This window comes from Aminiphilus circumscriptus DSM 16581, from assembly GCF_000526375.1.
Lineage (GTDB): Bacteria > Synergistota > Synergistia > Synergistales > Aminiphilaceae > Aminiphilus > Aminiphilus circumscriptus.
In genome coordinates this window covers 449,801-473,203 of record NZ_JAFY01000007.1, presented here as the reverse complement: position 1 = coordinate 473,203, position 23,403 = coordinate 449,801, and the positions used below count along the sequence as shown (strand labels likewise).

Genomic DNA, 23,403 nt, shown 5'->3' with positions numbered 1-23,403 from the left:
CGAGGCAAGGACGTTACGACGTTGGAATCTCCCGAAACACCGCAAAACCTGTCTTTCCTCCCAAAGTTGTGACTGCGACACCTGGACTTTACCGAGGCACCACAGAAATGGAACATGCTTCCTTCACCCCAAGCCATGGGAGCGTTGGTTCTCAGGTGCGCCACAATCACGAACAGAGACGAGCGCAGCCCCTCCGTCCATTCTACGTGCCCCTTGTCCAAGGTCCGTGGTCCCGAGAGTTCGGAAAAACCCAAACCCCGAAAAAAGGGTGAGGAACGGAGAGGAACATGAACGCGAGGGAAAAACGCTAGATTCCCATGACCTTCACGATCACCCGCTTCTTCCGCTGCCCATCGCACTCGAGATAGAAGAGGCTCTCCCAGGGGCCGAGGTCGAGCCGTCCCTCGGTGATGGGGACGAGCGCCTGGTGATGCACGAGAATGCGCTTCAGATGAGCGTCCCCGTTGTCCTCGCCGGTCCTGTGGTGACGGTAGTCCCGTCGGGCCGGAGCGAGCGTTTCGAGCCACTCCCAAATGTCCTCGTGGAGCCCGGGCTCGTCGTCGTTCACGAGAATTGCCGCCGTGATGTGCATAGCCGAAACCAGAACCATGCCCTCCCGGATGCCGCTCCGCTCCACCACGCGCTCCACATCCTGGGTGATGCGCAGAATCTCCCGGCGCTCCTTCGTCGAAAACCAGAGATATTCCGTATGTGCTCTCATGCCGTTCCTCCCACGTCGTTTCCGTTCTTGCCTCCGGGAACGGACACTCCGTTCCGGTCGCACTCTTCGGCGATCCAGCGAATCCGCTCGCCGCTGATGATCTCCTCTTCCTGGAGGATCCGGGACACCTCGTGGAGCGCCGTCTCGTGTTTCCGGAGAATATCGAGGCTTCTCTCCTGAGATTCCTTGACGAGCTGCCGGATCTCCTCGTCGATGCAGGCGATAGTCTCGGGGCTCAGGTCACTCCGCCCTCCTGCCATGCCCTGAAGGTACATGCCCGCCGGCGCGGCATAGCGCACCGGCCCCAGCCGGGAGGACATGCCGAACTCCGTGACCATCCGCCGCGCCACCTCGGTGACCCGCTCCAGATCGTTCGCGGCGCCCGTGGTGGCCTCGCCGAAGACCAGAAGCTCCGCCGCCCGCCCCCCAAGCATGACCGCCATGCGGGAGCGGAGTTCCTCCTCGCCGATGAGGTACCGGTCCTCCTCGGGCATCTGCATGGTATATCCCAGCGCGCCCTTCGCGGTGGGGATGATGCTCACTTTGTGCACCGGATCGGTGTGGGGAAGGTAATGGGCGGCGAGGGCATGCCCCGCCTCGTGGTAGGCCACCTTGCGCCGCACCTCCCCCGAGAGAGGAGTCTTGCGCTGGAGTCCCGCCACGACGCGCTCGATGGCGAGGTCGAAATCGGCCATGGTGACGCTCTCCCCCTTGCGGCGCACCGCGAGAAGGGACGCCTCGTTGGCGATGTTCGCAAGGTCGGCCCCGGAGAAGCCCGGGGTGACCTTAGCGAGCCGTTCCAGGCTGACGTCCTGGTCCAGGGGCATTTCCCGGGTGTGGATGCGGAGAATCTCAAGGCGCCCCGACTCGGAAGGGAGCACCACCTGCACCTGCCGGTCGAACCGCCCCGGCCTGAGCAGTGCCTGGTCCAGGATTTCCGGGCGGTTCGTGGCGGCCATGATGACCACTCCCGTGTTGGGAGCGAAACCGTCCATCTCCGCAAGGAGCTGATTCAGCGTGTTCTCCCGCTCGCTGTTGCCGCCCACGGCGGCGACGGAGGAGCGGGCCTGGCCGATGGCGTCGATCTCGTCGATGAAAATGATGCAGGGAGCCTTGCGCTTGGCCTGCTCGAAGAGATCCCGCACCCGTGCGGCCCCGACGCCGACGAACATCTCCACGAAGCTCGATCCGGTGAGAAAGAAAAAGGGAACTCCCGCCTCTCCCGCAGTTGCCTTGGCGAGAAGCGTCTTTCCCGTTCCGGGAGGCCCAACGAGCAGGACGCCCTTGGGCAACTTGGCCCCAAGGCGGTTAAACCGGGAGGGTTCCTTGAGATAGTCGATGATCTCCCGCAGCTCCACCTCCGCCTCCCCCACGCCACCCACGTTGGAGAACTTGATGCCCGTCAGCTCTCCGTGGATCTCCTGGGCCTTGCTCTTGCCGATGGACATGACCCCCGCGCCGCCTTCGGACATGCGCTTGTAGAAGAAGTACCAGATCACGAGAAGCGGCAGGAAAGGCAGCACCCAGCCAAGAAGGGCCTCTACAAGTCCCTTTGCCTGGCTCTGGGCTTCGAAGGGAACTTTCGCTTTGAGGAGCCGCTCCACGATTTGCGGGTCATCCACGCGCACCGCGTTCCGGAGTCCCGTCTTGCCGGTGCTCTCGTTTCTGAGATTGAAAAGAATTCTGTCGCCGCCAATGGAGACGTGCTCCACCTTGCCCGCTTCGAGATCCCTCAGGAAATCGCTGTAGGTCACTTCGGTCTCGCTGATGAAGAGAGGGCGGAAAATCAGGTCGTTGAAAAGCCAAACGACCAGCAGGGCTATCAGCATATACCCCATGGAGAATTTCATCTGTTTCTGCTTCCGTTTCGGATCCACGTTCCCACCTCCCCTCTTTGCCGGACCTTTTTTCTTTCTCTTTTCCCCGCTGCGCCTCTTGACTCTACATGGAGGGGACACTTCAACCGCAACAGAGACTCTTCCGAGTGGGTCATCCTAGGCATGTTCGAGCCTTCCGTTGCGAAAGCCGCACGCACCCACCTCGACTCCTCCCGGTTCACGCTCCGGAAGTCCTTCCCTTGAAGTCGAAAACTCCCGAAGAAACTGCCGCGTCGTTCCGAAAAACGCCCTGGTGGACGTCTTTTGGGGGCTGGCCCCGCTTCGTTGCGTTCACAGTGACCCCCTTTGCCTCGGAAGAACCTCTGTGCACACCATCCTGCACGCGATTCGGAGGATCCTGGCGGATTTTTTCCCGAGTTCACGGAACGACGGTGCCGGACCAGCCCGAATATTCCACGTCCCTTTCGAGACAAGGTCAGAACTTGACGGGCACGGCCTGGAAGGTCGGTTTGTCCGGCAACGGAGCGGCAACGGAGGGTTTCCGGAAGAACGCCTCCAGCTCAAGCGTCTCCGGACAGAAATAGAGGAGCTGCGCGGTATGGGTGGAATACAGGTCTCCCTGGTCCCGATTGCCCGGCTTGCCCGTGCTCGAATAGGATGCGACGGCCTTCAGCTCCGTCCCCGTCACCAGTTCCCCCGCGAGGCGGAGCTGCGTCGCCATAGAGCTCCAACGCATGGCGTTCGTGGGAAAAGGCGTGTGGTTGTCCGTGTTTCCCAGGAGAATGAAGGAGTTGACCGCCGCGATGGACTCGTCGATTCCCCAGGCGATGCCAGGATTGAAACCCGGGTTCGTCTCGGAGCCGACGGTGCGCACCCGTCTGGAGACGTTCGTACCAGGGCCCCGGAAGTTGTTCTCCAGCACCCGCGCCTCCCGTCCGTCCGCGAGAAAGATCAGGTGGTTCACCGTGTAGCTTCTCTGGGGATTTCTCATGTCGTCCGCTACGTCGCCGAGCGCTGCGGCGTTCTCCACGGCGCGCCGCAGATCGAAGGTGTAGGAGCGGCATCCCGTGTAGCTGTACTCGCTTCCCGTCTGGGAATCGAGGACAGCCGCGAAGACTCCCCGGCTGTTGAAGCCCGTGAGCATGCCGAGCATTCCCACGTACCCCACCATGGCGTAGGAGCGGGTACCGTTCTTCACGACGGTCACGGCGTTCACCCGGGAGAGCTGTTCCTGGCTTCCGGAAAACCATTCCAGGCTGCGGACGAGCTGGGTCTTTCCCGTGACAGAGCGGTTTCCCCACACGGCGAGGACGTTGCAGGCCGTGGCCCGAGCCACGTCGGGAACGAGATTGAGGAGGAAGAACTCGTCCACGGAAAGACGGCCGTCGCCGAGCTTGTTCTCCGTGATGAGGTTGTCCGCGAAGCCCTCCAGTTCCTCCAGGTAGGTGGCATCCAGGTTCTTTCGGATCTCCTCGGCACGGGAGAGGAAGAGCTGGTAGAGGAAGTCCGTCTTCTCCGCCAATTCGGCGAGGTAGGAGTCAAGGGCCGATTCGTACCCAGGCACAGTGACGAGCACCTTTCTTCCGTACTCCTGCCCCACCTCGAAGGGAGAAAAACCCTCGTTGTAGTTCAGCACGATCTCATAGTAGTTCCCCTTGTTGGTCACCGACACCGCCCTGTCCGCCGGATGCGGAGCGCTTCCGCCCCCGCCGCCTCCGCCGCACCCGCCGAGGAGAAATAGAGACAGGCCGCAAAAGAGCCCAAGAAACCACATTTTCGATGACGTTTTCACAGTTCCACTCCCTCCTTGATTTTCCCTTCGACTTTCCGGGGCACACCGCTGCTTCCGCAGAGCGCCGACGCACCTCCGCAGACAGAAGGTGCTTGGCGCGCCGGAGAAGTGTTTCGCCGAGTCAGTTACGGGAACCACTATCGAAGGTCATTATACCGTAGTATAGTTGGAAGAGTCGGGGAAAAAACAACGAGAAAAATCCGAACCAGCCGCACTCGGCGAATTCGAGCACCCGTGAACAGATCCCCGCGTTTCTTCCAGTGCACGCTTCGACCCTGAACAACCGACATTCGGCACAATGGCAATACGCCGGAAAGCAAGAAGGAGGACTCTCTCATGCGTTGTGATCTGTGCAAGGAAAAACCCTGTGCCGAAGGGAACCCCTGCGTTCCCAAGGAAAGCCGCTCCCTCTACCTGGACCCGGAATCGGCGCGTATTCTCGCCGTGGGCGCCGAGGTGGAGGCGAAATACTACGGCATGCTCTGCCGCCTGGACGAGATTCTCGAGTTCTCCCGTCGCATGGGCGTTTCCCGCATCGGCCTCGCCTTCTGCGTGGGACTGGCCGAAGAAGCCGCCGTGGTGGGAGAGATTTTCGCCCGGGAGTTCACCCTTCACTCGGTGTGTTGCAAGGTGGGAGGCGTCAGCAAAAAGGAACTGGGCGTCGTGGGGGCGCCCTGGCTCGGCGAGGCCTCGTGCAATCCAGCCCAGCAGGCAAAGGTCCTCGCCGAGGCGGACTGCGAGCTTGCAGTGCTCCTCGGACTCTGCGTCGGTCACGACATGCTCTTCCACAAGAACTGGACCCGCCCCGTGACGACCCTTGCCGTCAAGGACCGCAAGCTCGGACACAATCCCCTCGCCGCGATCTACTGTCCCTATCTGCGGAAGCACCTGGGCAAAAAACCCCGGGAGCGTACCGAGGCGGATTTCTCCTGATCCAGCGCTCTGTTTCGGTTTCCGGGAGACAGGAGAGCAAGAGCCGATTCCCGAAACGTCACTTTTAGGAAAGCCCTGAATAAAGACCTTTCGCTTTCCCTTGACTCGGGTCGCATCAGGCTCTGCGAGGCGCCCTGCGGGGCTGACGTAGCCTTATTCAGAGATTCCTTAGGCGGAAGAACCGCTTCTTCCCCGTCCCAGACGAATCGCCTCTTCCGCCGCCATTTTCTCCTTTTCATCCTCTGTCCGGAACCGTCGCTTTTTTTCGCTCCCTTCAGACGCAAAAAAACACCCTGCCGTCCGTACCTTCCCGAACACCGACCCATGCCAGCGTCTGCTACGGGCACTGTGCGCCGAAACCAACGAGGCGTGGCTGGGGTCCAGCCGCTACCGCAACATGGGACTGTTGATCGGACACAAAAAGGCATTCCTGGACAAGTGCGGCTCATCGTCGCAGGCGACCGCCGAACACCATGAAAACCTTCTTGCGCAGACGTGACACACAACGAAAACATCGTGCCTCCAGGCCCGGAAAAACACCGCTCCCCTCCTCATCCACGAAGAATGGTAGATAGTATTTGCCCTGTTCCGTCACACACACCCCGTATCGCCCTTGACGACCTAGGTGCTTTCCTGTAAAACTTGCGTCAGGAATGCTTTTTCCCGTCTCGTTGCGCAAACGCGCTGCACGATGCCGCAATGCAAACATCTGTGTGTGCAAAAAGGCTTCTCTGCGAAGGCGCTCCGAAACGGAAACGAACGATTTTTCCCGCTTGCCTCTGCGGGAAAGGATCGTGGAAGACAGATGATGGGGGACGGTACGGGAGGGAATCCGGAAGGAGACCACACCTTCCCGCGAAAATTTTCCCCGAAAGAACGCCGAACCACCGCTATCTCCCCTCGACAAAACACGGAAAGGAGGGACATTTCATGAGACGAACACCGTTTCTTCCCTCTCCCCCACCTCCGAAGGGCATGACTGCGACACGGGCGAAGTACCGCCGGAACAGTCTCGTCTGACCCTCGGATCATTTCTCGTCTCTCCGAAGGAAGAAGAAGGGCCGCAGTGTTTTCTGCGGCGCAGTTCCCCCGAAGATTCACTGCGGGAACTATTGGTGGTGTGTCCCTGATTGTCCCGTCACCGCTTCTCTTTCCGTTCGTCTTTTGAGGCAAGCCGGTCGCCCCTACGGGTTCGACGGGTACCGCTGTTCCGATGCGGTACTTCAAAATGCTTTTTATCGTCGAAACGAGGAGTTGATCGTCGTGTCCCGCATCACATCACTCGTGGGGCTCATCGTCTCCGCACTGCTGCTCATGCTCGGCGTGGGCATGATCATGTCCGTTCTTCCCGGAAAAACCATGATCGCCGCCGGATCCACCCATGCCGTGGGTTATCTCGCCTCCGCCTTCGCCGTTTCCTATGTGGCACTCCAGGTTCCCGTGGGCATGCTCGCCGACCGGTTGGGCTTCAAGCCCTTTCTCGCCGGAGGATACCTCCTCTGCGCCGGTGCGGGACTGCTCTATTGGAGCGGCACGTCCCTGTCCTTCCTCTTCGCGGGACGCCTTCTCCAGGGAGCGGGAGAAGTGCCCATCTGGGCACTGGGGCCGGCGCTGTTCGCCGCCCTCTTTCCCGACATGCGGGGAAAGGTCGTGGGACTCTACAACGCGGCCATTCACCTTGGACTCACCGCAGGGCCCTTCGCGGGGCTTCTTCTGAGCAGGGCCGCCGGAGAGGACTCCCTCTTCCTGGTCTTCGCGCTGCTGAGCGGCCTGGGAGCACTGCTCGTGCTCGTCACGATCCGCAACACGGGCCGGGGGCAGCAGACTGCGAAAACGCCGAAACCGAGCCTCGCGGTGCTCCGCAGGATCGTCGCGTCCCGAAGCGTCGCTCCCGCGCTGGCGGGCATCGCCCTCTACGGGGCCGGATACGGCCTCTTCATCACCCACATTCCCGGAGATTTCATCGCCGTCCGGGGGTTCTCCCCGGAGGGAATGGGCGTGTATTTCACGCTCTTTTATGCCACCATCAGCCTTACCCAGCTCGTGAGCGGTCCTCTCTGCGACCGGTTCGGCACCCGGCGCTTCATGATCGGCGGCTGTCTTCTCGCCGCTGCGGGAATCGGTGGTTTTCCCTTCCTCGGCGACGCCGCCGCCTTGTGCGCGCTCGGCGCCTCAGGAACGGGACTGGGCATCTTCTACCTGGCTTCCCTGGCCTTCGTCAACGAAACCGTTCCCGAGGAGATCCGGGGCGGCATCGCCGGAACCTACTTCTTCTTCTGGGGAGCCGGCTATTTCCTCGGCCCCCTGCTCTTCGGAAAGGCCGTACAGTACGGACAGGAAACCGGAGCCTTCGAAACCTTCGCGCTCCTTCTCGCCCTGGCCGCTCTGGTGCTCCTTCTCTCGGGAAGATCACTTCCGGACGAGCACGTGTTCGCGGGAGCAGCGGAGACGGAACAGGCGGAATAGGCAGGCAAAACGACCGGCAAAGAGACAGACAACGCGTTATAGAGAACAAGAACGCTCCAGACGAATGCCCTGCGGCCTCCTCCGCGCACAGGCTCCCTTGAAAAAACACCTGCAGCCGCAGGGTATTCGTCCAAGGCGTGCCCGAAAGAAAGACGTCAGCTTGAGGACTTTTTCGGAGGAGTTTGAGGCGTGTCCTCGACTCGTCGTAATCCGATCGTGTAGAAAGCGACGCAGACCATGGCAGGAAAGGCACGAGCGCACTTGTCACACCGCGCCGAAATCCGGCAAGAGTATTCGCATTGGGCATTGAGCATTGAGCGAGAACAAAGGAGGGAACCACGATGAAGGGAAAAGTCGTCGTCGTCACGGGAGGAGGCCAGGGAATCGGCCGATGCATCGCCCAAATGTTCGCCGAAGCGGGCATGGGAGTGGTCATTGCCGAAAAGGACGTGGAGGCGGGAAGCACCGCCCAGGAAGAGCTGGCCCCCCGGGGAGAAACAGTCTTTCTGGAGACCGACCTGTGCGATGAGAATTCCGTGCGGACCATGGTCGCTTCCTGCCTGGAACGGTTCGGCCGCATCGACGTGCTGGTGAACAACGCGGGGATCATGTGCGAGAAACCGCTGGAACAACTCTCGCTCCAGGAATGGAACCTCGTGCTCGCCACAAACCTCACCGGGGCCTTTCTCTGCGCCAGGGAGTGCGCCCCTTCGCTCCGGGCGAACCGGGGAAGCATCGTGAACATCGCCTCCACGAGAGCCCACATGTCAGAGCCGCACACGGAGTCCTACGCCGCCTCGAAGGGAGGACTCGTGGCGCTGACCCACGCTCTAGCCGTGAGCCTGGGGCCGGAAGTGCGCGTGAACGCCGTCAGCCCTGGCTGGATCGAGGTGCGAGATTGGAAAAAACCCTCTCTAAGGGAGGAACCGATCCTCACTCCGGAGGACCATCTGCAGCATCCCGCAGGACGAGTGGGACGCCCCGAGGACGTGGCGGCCCTCGTGCTTTTTCTCGCCTCCTCCCGGAGCGGCTTCGTGACGGGACAGGAATTTCTCGTCGATGGCGGCATGACCAGAAAGATGATCTACCGCTGAGAACATTCCGAAACACGTTTCCCGAAACGGCCGTGCACACCGGGGCAGGCTACTTCGGGGAAGTGATTTTGTCCACCAACCGTGGCCCCGGACTAAGCGGCAAACGTCGCCCCGAAGAATTCGGGGCTCGCGTTCCCGTTGGAACTGTGACAACGAATGCAATTGTAATTAACGACAATGTACTCGAAGACCGTCCGGAGCATGGTTTCGCACGTCTGGAGTCGGTTGCCGTGGATGGATTCGACCTTAAGGAATCTCTGAATAAGGCTACGTCAGCCCCGCAGAGCGCCTCGCAGAGCCTGATGCGACCCGAGTCAAGGGAAAGCGAAAGGTCTTTCTTCAGAGCTTCCCCAACGCTTTCGTGGTGCTAGGGGCGCCGGAGGGTGGCGACGCACTCCACGTGGGCGGTCTGGGGGAACATGTCGAAGAGGCGGAGCCGCAGGAAGCGAAAGCCTCCCTGGGTGAGGAGGGCCAGGTCCCGGAAGAGTGTGGCGGGCTTGCAGGAGACGTAGACGAGATTCCGGGGGGCAAGGCGGAGCAGGTTCCGGACGACCTCTTCGTCGCAGCCGCCCCGGGGCGGATCCAGCACGACGGTGTCGAAGCCGCCGGGAAGGGCGTCCCGCAGGAAGGCCCCGGCGTCGGCCGCCGTAAAAAGGACGTTGTCCAGTCCGAGGGCGCGCATGTTTTCCCGGCCGTTCTCCACGGAGCGCGTCCACTCCTCCACGGCGGTCACGGTCTCGGCCCGGTCGGCGAGAAAGGCCGTCAGGGTCCCCGCTCCGGCGTACAGCTCCAGGATTCGCCGTCCCTCCAGGGCCTGCACTTCTTCGGCCACGTGGGCGTAGAGTTGTTCTGCCTGGAGGGTGTTCACCTGGGAGAAGGAGGTGAGGTCGAAGGAGAAGAGGCGGTCGCCGAGGCCCTCGATGAAGCGCTCGCCCCCCGCGTAGGAAAGGGTGTCGCCGCCCCAGATGACGTTCCCTCGCCGGTCGTTGACGTGCACCGCCACCCGGGCCTCTTCGTCCAGCTCCCGAAGGGCGGGAGTGAGAACCCGGCGGATCCACGCCTCCTGCCGCGCATCGGGACGGGTGCGGCACACGAGGATCGCGGCGAGGCATCCCGACCGGGTGCCCCGGCGCAGCACGAGATGGCGCAGGTGACCCCGGTGGGTCTTTTCGTCGTAACCATCGAAGGGGGCTTGCGGCAGAAGGTCCCGGAGGGTTCCGTAGAGGGCCTCCAGGGTCTCGTCGAGGACGGGGCATCGGTCCACGGGGACCACCTCGTGGGAGCCACGGCGGTAGAAGCCGGTACGGAGGGCTCCCCTCCCCCGGACGACGGGAAAGGCGGCCTTGTTCCGGTAGTGCAGGGCAAGGGGGCTTTTGCGGCATTCCGGAACGTCCTCCTCGGAGGCGAGGTGGCCGATGCGGCGCATCGCCTGGAGGGCAAGGTTCCGCTTGAGTTCGAGCTGGAGCGGCTCCGAGGCGTGCTGCAACTGGCATCCCCCACAGCGCGCAAACCAGGGGCAGCAGGGCGTCACCCGGGAGGGGTGCGCCTCGTCGAGGCCGGTCACGTCTCCGACGGCGTACTGTTTTTTCACCTCCGCGATCCGGACATGGACGGTCTCCCCGGGAAGCGCCCCGGGAAGAAACAGCACGAAGCCGCCGTCGAGACGGGCGATGCCCTCGCCGCGGCTGTTCATGTCCTCAACGCGCAGTGCCGTGAGCGCCGATCCCCTGGAAAGTTCCCGCATGCGCTTCCTCCCCGTACATCCCGGCACAAAAGATCCGAGGGGCGGTGGTCGCCCACCGCCCCTTTTCTTGATGTTCTTTCGCGCACATCCACCGGTCCGCACACGCTCCGGCGACACGCCCCCGCAGGGAGCGCCGCCGCGAAACCCCGAAGTCCCGAAAGTTCCGCATGCTGCGGAAAAAAGGTGGATCCTAGAGGAAAACCCCTCTCATGCGCACTGCGTCGGCGACCCGCTTGATGGCGACCATGAAGGCGGCCCTGCGCATTTTGACGCCGTTCGCCGTGCTGTAGTCCCAGACGCGGTGGAAGTTGTCCCGCATGATCCGGAGAAGGCGGTCGTTGTACTCTTCCTCGGACCAGAAGAAGCCGCCCAGGTTTTGGCACCACTCGAAATACGAGCCGATGACACCGCCGCTGTTGGCGAGGAAGTCAGGCACGACGAGGGTGCCCTTCTTGTCGAGGATCTCGTCGCCCTCGGGAGTGACGGGGCCGTTGGCTCCCTCGATGATGAACTTGGCCTGCACCTTGTCGGCGTTCTTGCCGTTGATGGCGCCCTCGAGCGCGCAGGGGAGCAGGACGTCCACGGGGAGGAAGAGCAGGTCCTCACCGGCGAGCTTCTGCATGCCCTCCTGCTGGTACCCTTCGAGGAGCTTCTTGGGGTGGGAGCTGACGAAGTCGAAGCACTTCTGGATGTCCAGACCTGCGGGGCAGTAGTAGGCGCCGGTAATGTCGCTGATGGCCACGACCTTCGCGCCGGCCTTCACCATGGTGAGAGCCGCGTAGGTACCGACGTTACCGAAGCCCTGGATGGCCACGGTGGCACCCTCGACGGGCTTGCCGGAGACCTTGAGGACCTCCATGGCGCAGGTGGCGACGCCGAGGCCCGTCGCGGCGGTTCTGCCCTTGGATCCCCAGAGGGAGATGGGCTTGCCGGTGAAGATGGCGGGCTCGAGCTGGTTCCGCATTTTGCTGATGGTGTCCATGAACCAGATCATCTCGGGACCGCCGGTGTTCACGTCCGGCGCAGGCACGTCGGTCCAGGTGCCGACCACGGGCTCGATCCGCGCGGCGAAGGTTCTCGTGAGCCGCTCCCGCTCCTTCTGGGAGTAGTCCAGAGGGTTGAAGGACACACCGCCCTTGCCGCCGCCGTAGGGAATCCCCGCGAGGGAACACTTCCAGGTCATCATCATGGCGAGGGCCTCGCACTCGTCGAGACACACGTCAGGATGGAACCGAATGCCGCCCTTCGAGGGACCGAGAGCCGTGGAATGCTGCACTCTGTAGCCGTCGAAAACTTTCACGGAGCCGTCGTCCATCTCGACGGGGATGGAAACACACGTTCTGCGCTCGGAATGGCTCAGGATCTCCACAAGTCCCTCGTCCAGCCGCATTTCCTCCGCGGCAGCGTAGAAGTTCCGAAGAGCCGTATCGAGCAACACATTCGTTGACGTCCGTTTCTGGATCGCCATGAGGTACCCCTCCTTGCTTGTCTCGTTGGTTCCTTTCTCTCCATACCGCACCCACAACGCAAAACCGTGCCCCCTGTTCCGAGACACGGAGTTTCTCACATGCGTACCAGCTCGTACCCAGCCTCAAAGGCTTTGGAGTTCAGCTCCTCCGTTCCCTTGGGAACCCGGGCGAGAATGGCACTCCGGATCGACTCGGGGTTGTAAAGCCCCTTCTTCTCCAGAACCTTGGCCGCAGCACCAAGGGCAACCATATTGACCACGATCTCCTTGCCGAGTTTCTCCCGGGCGGTGCGCACGATGGGGAGATGCAGAATCTCCGCATCCACCGAGGGAAGATCGGTGACGAAGAAGTCGTCCAGGATAACGATACCACCAGGCGCCGTGTCCTTCACATACTCATCGCAGGCCTTCTGGGTGAGCGCCACCTGGAGGTTCGGCGCCATGGCCTTAGGATAATCGATTTCGCCCCGGGAAACCACCACTTCCGATTTCGAGGAGCCCCCACGCGCTTCGGGACCATAGGCCTGGCTCTGCACGGCGTTGATTCCCTCGTGAAGAACCGCCGCCTCGCCGAGAATGACCGCCGCGAGGATAACCCCCTGCCCCCCCGAACCGGCCACGCGGATTTCGTAACGCTCGCTCATGTCGCTACCCCCTCACCTTGGCGATGAGTTTATCGTACTGCTCTGTGTATTCGGGAATGTCCTTGTTGACGAACTCGCCGGTGATGATCTTGCCCACCAGCTCTTCCGGGGACATTTGGTCCGCCTTGGCCTTGGCGACACTCGCCTGCTTGAAGAAGTTCAGGTTGTCCACGGGGGTACTCCGCTTGTTCTTCCGTCCGAACTGAGTGTGGCAGTGAGTGACGATCTCGATCACGGAGAAGCCCTTGTGCTGGATTCCCTTCTTGATGTACTGCTCGCACAGAGCTGGCTGGGCGATGGTGGCCCGGGCGACGTAGGTGGCCCCGGCTCCCGCGGCAAGGTTGCAGATGTCGAAGGGGGGATCGATGGCGCCGTAGGGAGCGGTGGTCGCCCTGGCTCCCGGAGGCGTCGTGGGCGAGGCCTGCCCGCCCGTCATACCGTAAATGTTGTTGTTCATGACGATGGCGGTGATGCCGATGTTTCTGCGGCAGGCGTGGATAAAGTGGTTGCCGCCGATGGCGGTGCAGTCCCCGTCTCCCATGACGTCAATGACGGTCAGTTCGGGCTTGGCGAGCTTGATCCCCGTGGCGAACCCGAGGGAGCGGCCGTGGGTGGTGTGCACCGTGCAGGCGTTGATGTAGCCGGGCATACGGCTGGAGCAGCCGATTCCCGACGCGATGACCGTCTCCTCGGGCTTCTTGTCGAGCGCGACGAGAGAGCGGAGCAGGGCGTGCATGACAATTCCGTGTCCGCATCCGGGACACCAGATATGGGGGAAAAAGCGCGCCCGAAGCCATTTCATGACTTCTTCCCGAGGCATGATCAGGCCACCTCCTCAATCTTGGAGAGAATCTCCACGGGTTTGAAAAGCTCTCCGTTCACCAGGTTCTGGCGGACGACCCGTTCCTTGCCGACGACCCGCTCGACTTCAAGGACCATCTGGCCGCAGTTGAGCTCGGGAACGAGGATGGTCTTGACGCGGGAGGCGATGGCCTCCAGCTCCTTGTCCGGGAAGGGCCAGAGCGTGACGGGCCGGAAGTGCCCGACCTTGATTCCCTTCTTTCGGGCCATGCGCACGGCGCTCAGGGCGGTGCGGGCCACGCTGCCGTAGGAGAGCACCAGCACGTCCGCATCCTTCACGGACTCCGTATCGTACTTGACGATGTCGTCCCGGAAGCGGTCGATCTTCCGCATGAGGCGCAGCATCTTCTTCTCTATTTCCGCGGCGTTGTTCGTGGGAAATCCCCAATCGTTGTGGGTGAGACCCGTCACATGCCAGCGGTACCCGTCTCCCATGCCTGCCATGGGGGGGATGTCGTCCTGTTCGTCCGCCCGGTAGGGCACGAATTCATCGGGGGAAACCGTGGGGCGCTTGCGGTCCACGAGCACAAGGGTGTCTTCCTCGGGAACGATGACTTTTTCGCGCATGTGGCCAAGCACTTCGTCGTTCATGATGAGCACGGGCTGCCGGAAGCGTTCCGCCATGTTGAACGCCTCGACGGTGATTTCGTAGCACTCCTGCACGGAGGACGGTGCGTAGGCGATAGTGCCGTGGTCGCCGTGGGAGCCCCAGCGGGCCTGCATGACGTCCTGCTGGGATATTTTCGTGGGAAGTCCCGTGGAGGGACCGCCGCGCATGACGTCCACCACCACGAGGGGGATCTCCGCCATGTAGGCCAGGCCCAGGTTTTCCTGCTTCAGGGAGAAGCCGGGACCAGAGGTGGCAGTCATGGACTTGACGCCCGCGATGGAGGCACCGATGGCCGCGGCGATGCCGGCGATCTCGTCTTCCATTTGGATGAACTTACCGCCGAGGCGGGGCAGTTCCTCCGCCATCACCTCCGCGATTTCCGTCGAGGGCGTAATGGGATAGCCGCCGAAGAATCTGCATCCCGCAGCGATGGCTCCCATGGCGATGCCCATGTTCCCCTGCCAAAATGCGATCTTAGGCATCCTGTTCACGCTCCTTCACCGTAATGGCAAGATCCGGACAGATATTCTCACACTGTCTGCATCCGATGCAGTCGTCCATTCTCACCGGCTCGCACTTCACACGGTCGTCGAGTTCGAGAACGTTCTTCGGACAGACGGCGATGCAGAGTCCGCATCCCTTGCACCATCCTTTGTTGATGAGTACGTCGAACTGCTTGCTCACGAAATGCACCATCCTCCCTTTAGAGACTCAGCCAAGATGCACCACCGGCATTATGACACCTTGCGCACAAGGTTTCAAGCACAAAGTTCGCGAATGAACCATATTCGCAATAATTGTACAGTCATATTCGAAATTTTCCATCGTTTTTTCAGGTTCCAGGCGACACGCGAACTCCAAAAAAGCGAGGGGGGATACGCTTCCCCCCTCGCGGGCTTTTCCCTCCGCAGGATTTCTCCCTACACCACCGCGGGCTCCAGGATCAGTTCTCCCTTCGCGAAGCGGCGATAGTGCAGCATGTCGATGGGAATCGACGTCTTGCCGGTGAGGATGTCCTCGGCGAGAAGCTGGCCCGTGATAGGACCGAACATGAACCCGTGGCCGGAGAAACCGCAGGAATAGTAGAAGCCCTTCACCTCGTCGGCCTGGCCGAGAATGGGCTGCTTGTCCGGAGTCATGTTGTACATGCCGGACCATTGCCGCACCACCCGGATGCCCTTCGTCCGGGGAAGCAGTTTCGTGAAGGTCTTCGACATATGCTCCAGGAAGTTCCAGGTAGCTTTGTTCTCGTAGTCCTCGGGATGCCCCTCGGGGCTGCACCCGCCGATGATGGAACCGTGGGGGCGCTGCTGGATATAATAGTTTCCGGAGAAGCTCATCAGCATGGGCGGGCAGACGCCGAACTCCACCGGCTCGGTGATGAGGATCTCGTGGCGCTCGGAGAAGTTGGGGATCTCGATGCCCACCATCTTGGAGATGTGCTGGGAGTAAGGTCCCGCGGCATCGACCACGACGGGGGTGTCGATGGTTCCCTTTGTGGTGGCAACCTGGGTCACCCTGCCGTTTGCGACGGTGATGCCCGTGCACTTGGTGAACTTGTGGAAGACCACGCCGAGGCGTTTCGCCGCCTCCTGGTAGGCGAAGGTAGTGAGGAAGGGGTCCGCGTGTCCGTCGCGCTGGTGGAAGGTGAAACCCACCGCGTCCTCGGCCCACAGGGCGGGGCAGATTTCGTAGGCCTCTTCCTTGGTGACCGTCCGGGTCTTGATGCCCAGGCTGTTCTGCAGGACCATGCTCTGCCTGAGCCGCTCGTACTCGCTCTCCTTGTAGGCAACCATGAGATAACCGCACTGGTTGAGCCCGATATCCATGCCCAGCTCGTCACTGAGCTGTTCGAAGAGGTCGAGGGCGGCGCCTCCGAGGCGGCAGTTCATCTCCGTGCCCCACTGGGCACGGATGCCTGCGCCGCACCGTCCGGTGGAACCGGAGGAGACGGTGTTCATCTCCAGAACCACCACGTTCTTCATGCCCATCTTGGCGAGATTGTAGGCGATGGCGCACCCCTGGATGCCCCCGCCGACGATGACCGCATCCGCGTGTGTTTTCCAGCTCATCGCTCGTCGCCTCCTTCCGCCAGCAGAGCGAGCTTGACGGGTTTTGCCGGGGGACGGATGGTTCCGGGAGGAATCTCCGCGTAGGGGGTTCCGGTGATCTTGGCGATCTCCCGGAGGATGATCTCACGGCAACCCCGGCCCTGGCACGGACCCATCCCCACACGGAGAACGCGCTTCAGTTCGTCGAAGGTATCGTATCCCTTGCCGATCCATTCCCGGATCTCTTCCATGGTCACTTCCTCGCAACGGCAGACGATGACTTCCTTCTCCATGTCTCACACCACCTTCACGGCCCGGACTTCCGAGACGAGTTCTCTCGGTACGGCCACGGAGACGACGTAGGTCCTGTCCTTCCACGGCTGGGTGACGTTCACGACCTGGGTGCGGTGCACTTCGTCGCCCTGGCGGTTCAGACACGCGACGGTCTGCCCTTTCTCGGGGACGGGAAGCATTTCGTAGGGGAGTTTCAACAGGGCTTCCTTCTCTCCCCAGGTAAGGTCCGCGACGAAGCAGGCGAGGCCGGGGCACTTGGCGACGCACAGGGCGCAGCCGGTGCATTTGCTGTAGTCGATCCGGGGGGTGTCGTTGATGTCCTCGAAGGGGATGACTGCGCCGGTGGGGCAGCTGGTGGCGCAGGGGTTGCACGGGATGCGCTGGGGGCACTCGATGAGGACGAGGCCGTTCTTCTTGGTCTCCCAAAGCTCTTTGGGGGGAAGGACGGCGCCGGGGCGCTCTCCGGTGAGGATGCCGCTGTTGAAGGTCTTCTCGTTGTCGGTCATGGGGCTATTCCTCCCATTTCTGGACGCCGGCGGCGCTGACGCCGATGCGGATCTTTTCGCCGACTTCTCCGGCGCGGAGGTCGGCAAGGCGTTCGCTGTAGTGGGCAAACCGCTCTTTGCGTTCTTCGGGGGTGCCGTGTCCGCAGGCTCCGGCTGCGCCGAGTCCGGCGATGCGGCCTTCGACCATGGCGGAGGAGGCTTCTTCGATTCCTGCGGCGTCTCCGGCTATCCAGATGTCGGGATGGCTGGTCCGCATGGAGGGGTCGCGAAGGGCGACGTGTCCGCAGAGCTGGGGAATGAATTTCATGGCGCATCCGGCCTGCCACAGGAGTTCGCAGGTGGGGGCGAGCCCGACGGCCATGCAGATGATGTCGCAGTCGATGGTGGTGCGTTTGCCGCCGGGGGTGCAGTCGGGGGCGAGGTTCTCGATGATGGCGCCGGTGACGGTGCGTTCACCGAGGGCTTCGACGATGGTGTGCTGGAGGTAGATGGGCACGCCGAGACGGCGGATCTTGGCGGCGTGGACCCAGTATCCGCCGACTTTGGGCATGAATTCGACGACGCCGCACACCTGGACTCCGGCCTGAAGGAGCTGGTAACTGACGATGAGGCCGATGTTGCCGGCTCCGACCATGAGGACGCGGTCGCCGGGGGTGACGCCGTAGACGTTCATGAGGGTCTGGACGGCTCCGGCTCCGTAGACGCCGGGAAGGTCGTTGCCGGGGAAGGGGATGAGCCGTTCCTGGGCTCCGGTGGCGACGACGATTTTCTTGGGCCGTATCCGGAAGTATTTCTCTTCTCCGATCATGCAGGTGACGATGCCGTCCTCGGGGTAGTAGCCGGTGGCGGTGCAGTCGGAGAGGATTTCGATGCGGTCGGCGTTTTTCCTGAGGTCGTCGAAGAGGATGTCGGCGATCTTGTACCCGCGGGTTCCGGCGTATTCGTCCTTGGAACCGAAGAATTTATGGGTCTGTTTGATGAGCTGGCCTCCGAGCTTCAAGTCGCTGTCGACGACGGTGACCTGCGCTCCGAGGGTGGCGGCTTCGATGGCGGCGGAGAGGCCGGCGGGGCCGCCTCCGATGACGAGGATTTCCGTGGTCCGCACGCTCAAACCCTCCTTTCCTCTTCGCTGCGCACTTCGCCGCGGCCGCGCTGGGTTTCGACGCTCATGCCCTCGCGAAGGGGGATGATGCAGGTCCGCACGTTCGGAACTCCGTCCACGACCATGAAGCAGGACGAGCATTTGCCGATGGCGCAGAAGAATCCCCGGGGACGCTTCATCTCCGGCGTCTCACGGTAGATCCGCACGCCTCCGGCGTGAAGCGCCATGGCGATGGGTTCTCCTTCGAAGCCTTCCATCTCGCTGCCGTCGAAGGTGAAACGCACTTTCTTCTTCTTCCCATGCTCGAAATCGAGTATGGGATGTTCCTGGATGAGTCGCATTGCCATTGCCACCCCTCCCCAAAAAGTATATGATATCTTCCCCACAATGACCGCGTTCTCGAAACTCTCCGGTCACCTCCTTGGAATGGGACCAAATTCAGAACAGTCGCAAAAAACCTTTCCGAATCCACAGGGACACCCACTGCTGAATTCAATCTGATGTACAGAGTAAAGTATACCGTATATATCAGAGATATGCCAGATCCATTTTCCTTCCTTTTCTCCCCTTTCGGCTCCGTCGGAGAGGGGAGCTCCGGAAATCACCACGAAAGCGAGATGTTTCGCAAACATACTTGCAAAAGCGGGGACATCTCACGAAAATTCTCCGCGGAACCGTACCGCAACCGGAGAGGAGTCGCAGAGGCACTGGAGAAGTTTTCTTGAGAACCGCGAAAATTCCCGCAAGATCGGGAAGGTGCTAAGGTGCTGTGGAAAACTTATGGAATCTCTGAATAGGGCTACGCCAGCCCCACAGGGCGCCTCGCAGAGCCTGACGCGACCCGAGTCAAAGGAAAGCGAAAGGTCTTTCTTCAGAGCTTCCTTATGAAAATCCTCACGACAATGCGGCGCTGGAGCGCGGAATCTCCCGGCGGATGGTGCTCCTGGAACGCCCGATCCGGAAAGCGATCTCCTGCTGGGATACTCCGATTCGCAGGCCGATGACGATGATCTCGCGCTCGTCTCTGGCAAGATGGTGGTGGCTCATGGCCGGTTCCTCCCCGCTAGTTGGCTGTTATGGTGACTCCATCTTAGCGAAGGGCTTGCCATGGGCCTCCCTGTTTTTTTCTTGGGGGACTGTTCCTTAGCCCTTGTTGCGTTTGAAGTGTAAATCCACTCCCCAAAATGGCGAAGATGTCGCGACAATGCCGCCAATACTGCGGGCGGCGGCGGAACTTTCCGCAGAGTCGGGAAAGCCCCGTGAAGAACCTGCGAAAATCCCGAAAAATTCCGGCGGAACAGGGAAAGTTATCCGGAGGGACCGCGAAAATCTCCCAATTACATTGGGAGGTTCTTTGAAACCCCTCCGGCACTGCACTGTGCAGGATTTCCGGAAAGCCCTTCCGGAGTTCCGGAGAAGGCGGCGAAAATTCTTGCGAAAGAAACGACGATTCTCAAAAATCCTTGCGAAAAGAGAATATCGATGCCCGATGGCACCCCTTCCGGTGTTCCCATTGCATGCACCGGAAATTCTCGCTGAAGAGAAACGATGCCGCCCGACGTTACCTGAAAAAACGAGGACTCCGCGTCCAACCATGGGGAACATCGCTGCCCGATGGCACCCCTTTCGATGTTCCCATTGCCGGAAATCCCTTGCGGAAGAGAAACAGGATCGATCGAAGCAGGCTCCGGAGATGCCCGCATGTCCTCAGCCGATGTCCGCACCCCGGAGATAGTCCAGGCGGACCTCCTGTGGTGCGAGGGACTTCTCTCCGGAAAACTCGCCGAGAAGGGCCACGGTGCTGCCCGGAAGGACCGTTGCGGACAGCAGGGAGATCTCCGGCCCCAGGGCGGCGGCGAGGTGCTCCATTCCTACACCGACGAGCATCTTTCGGCAAGCGTGCTCCGCCAGGAAGCGGGCGACCTCCTCTTCGGCGAGGACCGTGGGCTCCAGCACCGACTCCGCCGGAAGAGCCGGAACGTTCGGTGCGCCCGGCGCACCCGGAGGTACGACGGCATTCGGCAACGCGGCGTCGCCCGGAGAAACGGCGGCGAAACGGTAGGCGGCGAGGTAGTACTGCCCCTTCCGGGCCCGCAGGTAGGGTACCACGAGGAACTCCGGCACGGGGAACGCCATGGCCAGGACCTTCAGGGTGGACATGGGGGCGATCCGAACACCCAGCCCCTCCGCGAGGGCCGATGCGTAAGCGACGCCCACGCGCGCACCCGTAAAAGCCCCAGGTCCGGTGGTCACGGCGATAAGATCCACGTCGGAGAGGGTAGCCTCCACATTCCGGAGGAGCTGTTCCACGAGAAAGGGCAACAGGGCGGATTGGCGCCGCCCCAGATCGAGAGAGATGTCCCCCAGAGGGGCTCCGTCTTCACAGCAACCGACGCTCGTCCACCTTGTGCAGCAGTCGATGCCCAGAACCAGGCTCATGGCGTTTCGCCTCCTTCTCCGGGCCGTGCTCCACCCGCGTTGTTCGTTCCGGCGTTCGTGCCGAAGAGGGTCGCACCCGGGCCGTTCGTGCCGGAAAGGTCCATGTCCTCTTTTACCGCTCCGAGGCTCCGCCGGGCCCGCTCTCCCAGAGCTGTACAGTGGATGCGCCGCCGCGCGGGAAAAGACTTGGTTCCTCCCCCTCCCTCTTCGCCCTCGTCGAAGGCAAAGACGAGGCGCCACTGCTCCTCTCCGGCAACGTCCGTCCAGCGGTCCGCCCATTCCACCAGAAGAATGGCCCCGGCCCGAAGCGCCTCCTCCAGGTCGCGGAGGACCGGATCGCCGGAGGAAATGCGGTAGAGATCGGCGTGCACGAGGAGGGGGTCTCCTTTGTATTCGTTCACCAAGGTGAAGGAGGGACTTCGCACGCCGCGCCTGCCGAAGTGCTCCGCGAAGAAGCGCACGAACTGGGTTTTCCCCGCGCCGAGGTCGCCCTCGAGGAGAATGACGAGCCCCGGAAAGCTCCGGGCGGCGCAGGCCCGGGCGAGACGCGCCGTCTCCTCGGGAGATGCGGCGACAAAAAGAAAGGAATCAACGGAGGAGGTGTCTCCAGAGTAGGACGAAACGCCCCCCCCGGAGCAGAGGCCCTCCCGGGATAGTTGCGCGCCTTGGGGCATGATGTTTCGCGTCACTTTTTGTTTTTCCTCCCAGCCAGCAAAATCATGAGAAGCGTCCCCGAGGCGAGTCCCCCGAGAACAAGGAACGACGGTCCGAGGGGCCATTCGCGGTGCTGTATCTTTATCATGAGAAGGAAGAGGAGCACCGCGGAAAAGGTCACGAGATGCCACTTGAGCCCCCGAATCCGGCTCCGTTCAGTGAGGCGCTCCTCCTCATCCCAGTCTACACGGTGTTTCCGCTTCTTTTGTCGCTCTTTTTCCAGTCTTTCCATGGCGTACCTCCTCAATGACACCGGGAAGAGCCTCCGCGATCTCCGAGGCGAGAAGCCCTTCCTCGCCCCGTTCCGCCGCCAGGCGCTCCCCCGCGGCGCCGTGAAGCCAGCAGGCCACTCCCGCAGCGTCTCCCGGCGCAAGCCCCCGGGCCAGCAGCCCCGCGAGAACGCCCCCAAGCACGTCCCCAGAGCCTGGAACAGCAAGGCCAGGCGAGCCCGCAGCGATGACGAGGGTCGTTCCCGGCGCACCGGGCACCTGGAGCGTGTTCGCTCTCCGCGCACCCGCCGCGGCGGAGATTTCCGGCATCGGCGGCACGTCCGATGTGCCGGGCGTCGGCGTCTCCCGCGTTTCGGAGGCCGCTGGAAGATCGGACATGCCCGGAACGCCGAGGATATTCGGTATATCCGGCAAATGGACTAGCGTGTGTGGCCCCTTGAGCACCGCACACCCCAGGGCTTCTCCGAGACGACGGACCGCATCGAGGCGGGCGGCGGCCACGTCGGTGCTCCGAAGGCCGAGTAGACGGGCGCACTCTCCCTCGTGGGGGGTCACGACGGCGTCAGCCCGAAAAGGAATGCCTCCGGAGGGATCCGCCAGGGCGAAGAGGGCGTCCGCGTCGAACACCACCGGGGTGGTCCAGGTGCGCCAGAGCTTCCGCACGCAAGCCAGGGTTTCGGGATCTCTTCCGAGCCCGGGGCCGGCCAGGAGCACCTCCGCCCGGGATTTCCAGTTCTCCAGCACCGCAAAGGTCCCCGGGCCGTGCCGCGTTCCCGGAACCGGTTCGAGCACCGCCTCGGGAAGGGCCGCGGCGCAGCGGTCCGCGATGGCCTCGGGTACGACGAGGACAACGAGTCCCGACCCGGAGCGCAGTGCTCCCAAAGCGGCGAGCAGGGGCGCGCCGGAATAGTTCGCCGAACCGCCCAGAACGAGCACCGTCCCCTGCCTCCCCTTGTGGGTGTCCCTCCGACGAAAGGGAAAGAACCGTCGCACATCCTCTGCGTCGAAGAGGACCGCGTCGGTCCCCCGGGGCAGCACCGCCGCCGGGGGAACGCCGATGGGAATCACCCGCACCTCTCCCGCGGCATCCGCTCCGGGAAAGATGAAGAGCCCCCGCTTGGGGGCGAGAAAGGTGGCAGTCGCCACGGCGGAGACGTGGGGTTCGTGGGCCGCTCCCGTGTCAGCATCAATGCCGCTGGGTAGGTCGAGGGCGAAGACCGGGACGGCACTGGTCCCGGCGAGAGCGACGAGCCGGGCCGCCTGTCCCCGGGGAGCGCCGGTGCTTCCCGTTCCGAGAAGAGCGTCCACGAGCACGTCCGCCCGGGACAGCTCCTCCAGGAGATGCGCGTCCGAACAGGCTGCGGCGCAGCGGAGATCCCCCCCGAGCAGGCGAAGCGCATCGAGGTTGCTCCGTGCGTCTCCCCGGTAGTTTTCAGGGTCCGCGACGAGGAAGACCCGGCAGGAAAGGCCATCCAGAAGGGCGTGACGTGCGAGGACAAAACCGTCCCCGCCGTTGTTTCCCGCCCCGGCGAGGACCACCAGGCGCCGCGCCCTGGGAAAGCGCTCCCGGAGAAACCGGTACGCCCCGGCTCCGGCATTCTCCATGAGCACCATTCCGGCAAGGCCGTACTCCTCCGAGGCCCGGAGATCCGCCTCCCGGATGGCCCGGGAGGAAAACAGAGGCATCATGGACATCCGCTCCTCTCTCGCAAAGAACCTGGTGACGCCACGGAAACAAACCAATGTGGAGAACACCGCCACCGGGGCGAAAAACACCACGAGAACGCCAACGTAGGGGTGAACCAAGCACTCTGGTGTGAAAATTCCGCGCCAATGCCGCTCAAAAGTCGGGCTGTGGGGCCGATCCCGGGACGGAAAGCCGCACCGACACTCCTC

Annotated in this window: 23 protein-coding genes and 1 pseudogene; 4 read left to right on the top strand and 20 right to left on the bottom strand. The window is 62.4% G+C overall.

Going from position 1 to position 23,403, the window contains the following annotated elements; genetic code table 11:
* Positions 1-307: 307 nt before the first annotated feature.
* From K349_RS0113035 to K349_RS0113025, 3 genes are all read right to left on the bottom strand, one after another.
* Positions 308-721: a secondary thiamine-phosphate synthase enzyme YjbQ gene (locus K349_RS0113035; protein ID WP_029166208.1), complete on the bottom strand. Its 414-nt coding sequence runs from the start codon at positions 719-721 to the stop codon at positions 308-310.
* Positions 718-2,598: an ATP-dependent zinc metalloprotease FtsH gene (ftsH, locus tag K349_RS0113030; RefSeq protein ID WP_029166207.1), complete on the bottom strand. Its 1,881-nt coding sequence runs from the start codon at positions 2,596-2,598 to the stop codon at positions 718-720. The genes K349_RS0113035 and ftsH overlap by 4 nt, the downstream gene beginning before the upstream one ends.
* Before the next feature lie 436 nt (positions 2,599-3,034).
* Positions 3,035-4,351, bottom strand: coding sequence for a C45 family autoproteolytic acyltransferase/hydrolase (locus tag K349_RS0113025; protein WP_157367395.1), 1,317 nt, complete (start codon positions 4,349-4,351; stop codon positions 3,035-3,037).
* A gap of 336 nt (positions 4,352-4,687) precedes the next feature.
* On the opposite strand from K349_RS0113025, the gene K349_RS0113020 reads away from it, so the two are divergent.
* From K349_RS0113020 to K349_RS0112995, 4 genes and pseudogenes are all read left to right on the top strand, one after another.
* Complete coding sequence (locus K349_RS0113020) at positions 4,688-5,284, top strand: DUF1847 domain-containing protein (protein ID WP_029166205.1); 597 nt, start codon at positions 4,688-4,690, stop codon at positions 5,282-5,284.
* A 298-nt stretch (positions 5,285-5,582) separates the two neighbouring features.
* A pseudogene (locus K349_RS19760) lies at positions 5,583-5,783 on the top strand (hypothetical protein); the annotation flags it as partial.
* Positions 5,784-6,547: 764 nt separating this feature from the next.
* A complete protein-coding gene (locus tag K349_RS0113000) occupies positions 6,548-7,750 on the top strand; it encodes an MFS transporter (protein WP_029166203.1) in 1,203 nt (400 codons plus the stop codon).
* A gap of 341 nt (positions 7,751-8,091) precedes the next feature.
* Positions 8,092-8,844: an SDR family oxidoreductase gene (locus K349_RS0112995; protein WP_029166202.1), complete on the top strand. Its 753-nt coding sequence runs from the start codon at positions 8,092-8,094 to the stop codon at positions 8,842-8,844.
* 92 nt (positions 8,845-8,936) lie between these two features.
* On the opposite strand, the gene K349_RS20140 is transcribed toward K349_RS0112995, so the two are convergent.
* The 17 genes from K349_RS20140 to K349_RS0112905 form a co-directional block, all read right to left on the bottom strand.
* Positions 8,937-9,107 (bottom strand): IS3 family transposase, encoded by a 171-nt coding sequence (locus tag K349_RS20140; RefSeq protein WP_084460388.1) that lies wholly within the window; start codon positions 9,105-9,107, stop codon positions 8,937-8,939.
* 104 nt (positions 9,108-9,211) lie between these two features.
* On the bottom strand, positions 9,212-10,588 hold the full coding sequence (rlmD, locus tag K349_RS0112990; RefSeq protein ID WP_029166201.1) for a 23S rRNA (uracil(1939)-C(5))-methyltransferase RlmD: 1,377 nt from the start codon (positions 10,586-10,588) through the stop codon (positions 9,212-9,214).
* 190 nt (positions 10,589-10,778) lie between these two features.
* Positions 10,779-12,056, bottom strand: coding sequence for a Glu/Leu/Phe/Val family dehydrogenase (locus tag K349_RS0112985; RefSeq protein WP_029166200.1), 1,278 nt, complete (start codon positions 12,054-12,056; stop codon positions 10,779-10,781).
* A 95-nt stretch (positions 12,057-12,151) separates the two neighbouring features.
* Positions 12,152-12,700, bottom strand: coding sequence for a 2-oxoacid:acceptor oxidoreductase family protein (locus K349_RS0112980; protein ID WP_029166199.1), 549 nt, complete (start codon positions 12,698-12,700; stop codon positions 12,152-12,154).
* A gap of 4 nt (positions 12,701-12,704) precedes the next feature.
* Positions 12,705-13,520, bottom strand: a complete 816-nt coding sequence (locus K349_RS0112975) for a 2-oxoacid:ferredoxin oxidoreductase subunit beta (protein ID WP_029166198.1) — start codon at positions 13,518-13,520, stop codon at positions 12,705-12,707.
* A 2-nt stretch (positions 13,521-13,522) separates the two neighbouring features.
* A complete protein-coding gene (locus tag K349_RS0112970; RefSeq protein ID WP_029166197.1) occupies positions 13,523-14,653 on the bottom strand; it encodes a 2-oxoacid:acceptor oxidoreductase subunit alpha in 1,131 nt (376 codons plus the stop codon).
* Positions 14,646-14,855: a 4Fe-4S dicluster domain-containing protein gene (locus K349_RS0112965; RefSeq protein WP_029166196.1), complete on the bottom strand. Its 210-nt coding sequence runs from the start codon at positions 14,853-14,855 to the stop codon at positions 14,646-14,648. The genes K349_RS0112970 and K349_RS0112965 overlap by 8 nt, the downstream gene beginning before the upstream one ends.
* Positions 14,856-15,091: 236 nt before the next feature.
* Positions 15,092-16,243, bottom strand: coding sequence for an NAD(P)/FAD-dependent oxidoreductase (locus K349_RS0112960; RefSeq protein ID WP_029166195.1), 1,152 nt, complete (start codon positions 16,241-16,243; stop codon positions 15,092-15,094).
* The gene (locus K349_RS0112955) at positions 16,240-16,515 is read right to left on the bottom strand and encodes a (2Fe-2S)-binding protein (RefSeq protein ID WP_029166194.1); all 276 of its coding nucleotides are present in this window, start codon (positions 16,513-16,515) and stop codon (positions 16,240-16,242) included. The genes K349_RS0112960 and K349_RS0112955 overlap by 4 nt, the downstream gene beginning before the upstream one ends.
* A gap of 3 nt (positions 16,516-16,518) precedes the next feature.
* Complete coding sequence (locus K349_RS0112950; RefSeq protein ID WP_029166193.1) at positions 16,519-17,022, bottom strand: 4Fe-4S dicluster domain-containing protein; 504 nt, start codon at positions 17,020-17,022, stop codon at positions 16,519-16,521.
* A 4-nt stretch (positions 17,023-17,026) separates the two neighbouring features.
* The gene (locus K349_RS0112945; protein WP_029166192.1) at positions 17,027-18,127 is read right to left on the bottom strand and encodes an NAD(P)/FAD-dependent oxidoreductase; all 1,101 of its coding nucleotides are present in this window, start codon (positions 18,125-18,127) and stop codon (positions 17,027-17,029) included.
* A gap of 2 nt (positions 18,128-18,129) precedes the next feature.
* Positions 18,130-18,465 (bottom strand): (2Fe-2S)-binding protein, encoded by a 336-nt coding sequence (locus K349_RS0112940; RefSeq protein WP_029166191.1) that lies wholly within the window; start codon positions 18,463-18,465, stop codon positions 18,130-18,132.
* Between the two features lie 553 nt (positions 18,466-19,018).
* Complete coding sequence (locus K349_RS18870) at positions 19,019-19,171, bottom strand: helix-turn-helix domain-containing protein (protein ID WP_084460387.1); 153 nt, start codon at positions 19,169-19,171, stop codon at positions 19,019-19,021.
* A gap of 660 nt (positions 19,172-19,831) precedes the next feature.
* Entirely contained in the window at positions 19,832-20,563 is a 732-nt protein-coding gene (gene tsaB, locus K349_RS18210; RefSeq protein ID WP_029166188.1) for a tRNA (adenosine(37)-N6)-threonylcarbamoyltransferase complex dimerization subunit type 1 TsaB, read from the bottom strand.
* Positions 20,560-21,252, bottom strand: coding sequence for a tRNA (adenosine(37)-N6)-threonylcarbamoyltransferase complex ATPase subunit type 1 TsaE (gene tsaE / locus K349_RS18205; protein ID WP_029166187.1), 693 nt, complete (start codon positions 21,250-21,252; stop codon positions 20,560-20,562). Before tsaE ends, tsaB begins: the two co-directional genes overlap by 4 nt.
* Positions 21,249-21,509, bottom strand: coding sequence for a hypothetical protein (locus tag K349_RS19405; RefSeq protein ID WP_029166186.1), 261 nt, complete (start codon positions 21,507-21,509; stop codon positions 21,249-21,251). The genes tsaE and K349_RS19405 overlap by 4 nt, the downstream gene beginning before the upstream one ends.
* Complete coding sequence (locus tag K349_RS0112905) at positions 21,451-23,196, bottom strand: bifunctional ADP-dependent NAD(P)H-hydrate dehydratase/NAD(P)H-hydrate epimerase (RefSeq protein ID WP_029166185.1); 1,746 nt, start codon at positions 23,194-23,196, stop codon at positions 21,451-21,453. The genes K349_RS19405 and K349_RS0112905 overlap by 59 nt, the downstream gene beginning before the upstream one ends.
* Positions 23,197-23,403: the final 207 nt, after the last annotated feature.

Bases quoted from the DNA above. Each gene is read 5' to 3' on its own strand.
- K349_RS0112955 (WP_029166194.1), bottom strand. From the start codon at position 16,515: ATGGAGAAGGAAGTCATCGTCTGCCGTTGCGAGGAAGTGACCATGGAA.
- K349_RS0112985 (WP_029166200.1), bottom strand. From the start codon at position 12,056: ATGGCGATCCAGAAACGGACGTCAACGAATGTGTTGCTCGATACGGCT.
- K349_RS19405 (WP_029166186.1), bottom strand. From the start codon at position 21,509: ATGGAAAGACTGGAAAAAGAGCGACAAAAGAAGCGGAAACACCGTGTA.
- K349_RS0113020 (WP_029166205.1), top strand. From the start codon at position 4,688: ATGCGTTGTGATCTGTGCAAGGAAAAACCCTGTGCCGAAGGGAACCCC.
- K349_RS0112950 (WP_029166193.1), bottom strand. From the start codon at position 17,022: ATGACCGACAACGAGAAGACCTTCAACAGCGGCATCCTCACCGGAGAG.
- K349_RS0112995 (WP_029166202.1), top strand. From the start codon at position 8,092: ATGAAGGGAAAAGTCGTCGTCGTCACGGGAGGAGGCCAGGGAATCGGC.
- K349_RS0112940 (WP_029166191.1), bottom strand. From the start codon at position 18,465: ATGCGACTCATCCAGGAACATCCCATACTCGATTTCGAGCATGGGAAG.
- rlmD (WP_029166201.1), bottom strand. From the start codon at position 10,588: ATGCGGGAACTTTCCAGGGGATCGGCGCTCACGGCACTGCGCGTTGAG.
- K349_RS18870 (WP_084460387.1), bottom strand. From the start codon at position 19,171: ATGAGCCACCACCATCTTGCCAGAGACGAGCGCGAGATCATCGTCATC.
- K349_RS0112960 (WP_029166195.1), bottom strand. From the start codon at position 16,243: ATGAGCTGGAAAACACACGCGGATGCGGTCATCGTCGGCGGGGGCATC.
- K349_RS0112980 (WP_029166199.1), bottom strand. From the start codon at position 12,700: ATGAGCGAGCGTTACGAAATCCGCGTGGCCGGTTCGGGGGGGCAGGGG.
- K349_RS0112905 (WP_029166185.1), bottom strand. From the start codon at position 23,196: ATGATGCCTCTGTTTTCCTCCCGGGCCATCCGGGAGGCGGATCTCCGG.
- K349_RS0113035 (WP_029166208.1), bottom strand. From the start codon at position 721: ATGAGAGCACATACGGAATATCTCTGGTTTTCGACGAAGGAGCGCCGG.
- K349_RS0112970 (WP_029166197.1), bottom strand. From the start codon at position 14,653: ATGCCTAAGATCGCATTTTGGCAGGGGAACATGGGCATCGCCATGGGA.
- tsaB (WP_029166188.1), bottom strand. From the start codon at position 20,563: ATGAGCCTGGTTCTGGGCATCGACTGCTGCACAAGGTGGACGAGCGTC.
- K349_RS0112975 (WP_029166198.1), bottom strand. From the start codon at position 13,520: ATGCCTCGGGAAGAAGTCATGAAATGGCTTCGGGCGCGCTTTTTCCCC.